General features: G+C 55.3%; 1 protein-coding gene, 2 tRNA genes and 2 rRNA genes. All 5 read left to right on the top strand.

The window, feature by feature from the left end:
* Nucleotides 1-43: 43 nt before the first annotated feature.
* Nucleotides 44-119: transfer RNA gene (locus H8711_RS13240), tRNA-Lys, on the top strand.
* 1 nt (nt 120) lies between these two features.
* A tRNA-Glu gene (locus tag H8711_RS13235) sits at nt 121-195 on the top strand.
* 26 nt (nt 196-221) lie between these two features.
* Nucleotides 222-338 (top strand): 5S ribosomal RNA (rrf, locus tag H8711_RS13230).
* A gap of 48 nt (nt 339-386) precedes the next feature.
* Nucleotides 387-503, top strand: a 5S ribosomal RNA gene (rrf, locus tag H8711_RS13225).
* Between the two features lie 282 nt (nt 504-785).
* Nucleotides 786-4,892: discoidin domain-containing protein (locus H8711_RS13220; protein WP_249283839.1), on the top strand; the 4,107-nt coding region annotated here is incomplete at its 3' end.

Genomic DNA, 4,892 nt, shown 5'->3' with positions numbered 1-4,892 from the left:
AGGTAAAGTACTTTCAGGAAAGCCAAAGGCGTAATTAAAGTATGCGCCATTAGCTCAGTTGGTAGAGCAGCTGACTCTTAATCAGCGGGCCCCGGGTTCGAGTCCCTGATGGCGCACCATGGCCCGTTGGTCAAGCGGTTAAGACACCGGCCTCTCACGCCGGTAACGCGGGTTCGATTCCCGCACGGGTCACCATTCTTTTTTGTTCTTTTTTCAATTTAGTCGGTGTTTATGACGCTGAGGATCCACCCGTTCCCATACCGAACACGGCAGTTAAGCTCAGCGGTGCCCAAAATACTTGGCGGGAAGCTGCCTGGGAAGATAGGTCGATGCCGACATCTGAGGGGTTTGTTGTTTCTAAAGAAGCGACAACCTCTTCTCTTTTAGCTGGTGTCTATGACGCTGAGGATCCACCCGTTCCCATACCGAACACGGCAGTTAAGCTCAGCGGTGCCCAAAATACTTGGTGGGAAGCTGCCTGGGAAGATAGGTCGATGCCAGCACAAGGCATAAAGGTCGTATTCAAATCGTATTTGGTTTGAATACGACCTTTTTTTATTAGTTTTACAGGCCGTTTTTTGCACTCCGGTGTGTCTGTTTTGAGATAATGATCGGATTTTGAAACTATTCGATTGGATTTTGGAATGACTTTACTGGATAGGTGCGATAAAATAAAAATGTCAGTAATATAAAAAAGATATCTATTAAAGATGCTATTATTGTGATGATCGCTGACGTATTCTCATGATTGCCTGGCGGCATGAATAAAAAGGAGGAATAGGAAAATGAAGAAAGGAATGTTGGCAAAGACGATGAGCGTCCTGTTGGCGGCTTGTATGTCGTTCCAGATGGGCGCAAATGTGGCCTTTGCGGCGGAACCGGCAGGGGGAACGGTGATCACAGTTCCCTCACCGGGCGCGGGGCAGGACGCATCGCCCGCGATACAGGCGGCGATTGAGCAGGCAAAAACGGTTGACGGCCCCGTTACAATCGCGTTTGAAAAGGATCAACAGTACGATGTATTTCCGGAAACCGCCTACCACGAGACGGGATACTACATCTCCAACGCGGCCACAAAGGGTGAAAATGCCAACGGAGAGCGTTGGAGCGCGATCTTCCTCAAAGATATGAAGGATGTCACGATTGAAGGCAACAACGCCATGCTGATGGTGCACGGCGTGATGACCCCGCTGCTGGTGGATCGCAGCGAAAACATCACCTTCCAGAACCTGCATGTGGACTGGTACCGGCCCACCATGTCGGAATTTACCATCAAAGAAGTGGGGGATACCTACGCGAAGGTGGAGGTCAACCCCGACTCAACCTACCGCATTGAAAACGGCAACACCATCCGCTGGCTGAGTGAGGAAAAACCGGATGGCGGCTACTACTGGACGCTGACCGGCGGCCTGGTGGTGCAGCACGATCCGGTGCAAGGCAGAGCTTGGCGCAGCAGCTTCCCCTATCCCAGTTCGATCACCGACGAGGGTGACAATGTTCTGAAGTTGAATTACGGCAGCCGCCCTGGGTTAACGGTCGGGCAGACCTACCAGTTTCGCAGCGGCTCCCGCGATCAGGTGGGCAGCTTCATCCACCGCAGCAAGGACGTCCACTTTGAAAACATGGGCTTCCACTACATGCACGGCTTGGGAATTGTAGGGCAGTACACCGAGAATATCTCGTTCAACAACATGGACTGTACCCCCCGCCCGGAGACCGGCCGCACCTGTGCGAGTTCGGCGGACTTTATGCAGATTTCGGGGTGCAAGGGTCTGGTAAGCGTCACCAACAGCAAATTCTATGGCGCTCACGACGACATCTTTAACATTCACGGCACTCACCTGATCATCCAGTCCAAGGACGAAGCGGCGAACAAAATTGTCGTTCGTTTCAAGGAAACCCGATCCTGGGGCTTCCAGGCGTACGAGGTGGGCGACGAGATCGAATTCATCAATTCCAATTCGATGATCCCCTACGGAAAAAATAAGGTGAAAAATTTCACCCGCCTGAACGATTACGACATCGAGCTTGAGCTTGAAGACCCGCTTCCCACGGGCATTCGTGTGGTCAGCGACGCGGTGGAAAATATCACCTGGACGCCGGATGTCCTGATCAAGGGCAACCGGGCGGACGCGATCACCACCCGCGGCGTACTCTGCACCACCCGCGGCAAGGTGCTCATCGAGGACAACTACTTCTATAAGACCGGCATGAGCGGCATCCTGTTGGAGGATGACGCGCGCGGCTGGTTTGAATCGGGGCTCATCCAGGATATGACCATCCGCAACAACGTGTTTGACAACTGTGGCGGTCCGGTGATCTATTCCAACCCGCAGACCAATGTGAGCGACCCGATGCAGACCGTCCACTCCAACATCACCATCGAGGGCAATACTTTCAAGGGCAATTCCCAAATCAACGCGAGAAGCACCAAGAATTTGGTTATTCGAGGTAACAAGTTTGAAAACGGCGGCAACGTGGTGCTCAGCGCCTGCAATGGCTTCACCATCACCGACGACAACGAGGGGCTCGGCGGCTCGGTTTCCGCCAGCAATAGCGTGGGCGACCGCAGCCTCGCCGGGTTTGCCATCGACCATGAGGTCAACATGGAGGTGGTCGATCGCACCGGTATGACCGCAACCGCTAACAACGAGCGCGGCGGATACGGCGCGGGCAACGCGCTGGACGGCAACAACTCCAGCATCTGGCACACCGATTGGGAGAACCCGCCGACAGGCGAGGTCTCACTTACGGTGAACCTGAACGGCGAAAAAACCTTCAACCGCGTGGCGGTGCTTCCGCGGCAGAACGGCGAGACCACCGCGATGATCACTGGCTATGAGCTGTATGTGAAAAAAGACGCGAACAGTGAGTTTGAAAAGGTCGCCGAGGGTACTTGGCCCGCGACCGCTGAAGAAAAGTACATCGATCTCGAAGACGCGGTCACCGCTGTCGCGGTCAAATTGGTGGCCACCGATGTGGTGAAGGATACCTCCGGCCGCGTTGTTGCGTCGGTCGCCGAGATCAATTTCCAGAACGTCGAAAAACAGGGCGACACAGTTGCCATCAACAAGAGGTTTAAGCTCAACCTGAAGGCCACCGGCATCACCGGCGCGGCTGCCGATTTGAGCGAGGCTGTCATCACCTATGAGAGCCTTAACCCTGAGGTGGCTGAGGTAGCCGAGGACGGCACCATCACCGCAAAGGCGAGCGGCAAGGCGACCATCCGCGTCACTGTCACCGCTTACGGCAAGACCCTCAGCGATTCGGTGGTGATCACCGTTTCGGACGATGTCTATCAGTCTGCTGAATCAATTGTGCTCGATACGCCGGATGCGTCCGGCAAAGTGGCCGTGCAGGTCGAGCCTACTGAGGCGCTGAGCGACGTGGCCTTTGAGGTCGAATCCCTCTCGGGTGCGAAGGCTTCGATCAGCGAAGACGGCGTGATTTTGCCCTCGGGCGCGGCCCGGTTGCTGGTGACGGCGCATTCGATAAACGACCCGTCCGTATCCGACGAGATGATGCTCACCGTGACCGCAGAGGACGGTGCTTCCAGCGCTTGGGCCTGGGTCAATGAAAACAAGGATAATTGGACGCTTACCGGGGAGGGATTCCTGTCCATCACCCCGGAAAAAGGAGCCATTTGGTCCGACACCACCAACACGGTGAAGAACGTGCTCACCCTGCCGGTGGATCAGGAGGACTTTGAGCTGATCGGCAAAATGAATTATAAGCCGCAGACGGACTACGCGGACGGCGGAATCATGATGTACAGCGATTTGGACAATTATATTCTGTTATCCCGCAAAAAGCACTCCGGCTATGGCGGTCAGATTTTCAGCTTTGTCAGCGAGGTGGGCGGCAGCCCGTGGGAAAGTCCGTCGGAAATCCGCGTGATGGATCCCGTGGAGTCCACTGAAATCTACCTCAAGCTGACCAAAGAGGGCGGCAGCTACAGCGGTTATTACAGCGCGGACGGCGCCGAGTGGACGCCAGTCTACGAAAACCGTGCCACTGCACTCACCAGTATCCCTAAAATTGCCGTCATTGCTTATGCAAATTCCGGCGACGCACCGGCGATCTTTGAATACCTGGAGGTGAACGGAGAGAAAGTCACCTTCGATACCCTGTACCCGTCTATGTTGTATCAGGACTCCTCTATTAGCGGGATCACGCTGGATGCAGAATTGCCAGTTGATATCACCCTGCCGGTGGGCGGTGATCTGAGCGATATCACTTTCCCGCAGCGTGCGGAAATCGTTTGGAATGAGGTTTATACCGACCAGGCTGCAATCGAATGGGACGATTCCGAATTCGACGGCTCGGCCGAGGGCGAATACATCGTCACCGGCAGGATGACCGGCGTGGATGAGAGCATGTATCCCGAGGGCTTTGCTCTTTCAGTCAAGGTCACCGTGGGCGAGTCTGCCTCCGACGTGGACAAGAGCTACCTGGAAGAGCTGATCGGGGCGGTGAAAGGGTTCGAGGAAGAGCGCTTCACAGCGGAGAGCTGGGCGGCGTTCGAGGAAGCGCTGACTGCTGCGAAAGACGTGGTTGAGAACGACGCGGCGACCCAGGAGGATGTATTGAGTGCATACCTCGATCTGGTCATGGCGCGCGACGGCCTGACCTATGCGCCGGACAAGAGTGCGCTGAAACTGGCCGTTGATCTGGCGAATGCGCTGCTGGGCGACGAGACTCTGGATCTCACCGACGAGTCGAAGGCAGCCCTGGAAGAGGCGATTGCAGCTGCAAACCTCGTGATTGAAGACGCCGAAGCGACCCAGGAGGATATCGATGCGGCGTATGAAGATGTGATGTACGCGATTGTGTCGGTCATGGAGAATGAGGTGGACAAAGAGTTCCTGAAGTCCCTGATCGATCAGGCGAAC

The sequence above is a fragment of the Ligaoa zhengdingensis genome, assembly GCF_014384885.1.
In the GTDB taxonomy this organism is placed as follows: Bacteria; Bacillota; Clostridia; order Oscillospirales; family Ruminococcaceae; genus Ligaoa; species Ligaoa zhengdingensis.
The sequence above is the reverse complement of the archived record's forward strand: the minus strand, read 5'-3'. Positions and strand labels throughout refer to the sequence as shown.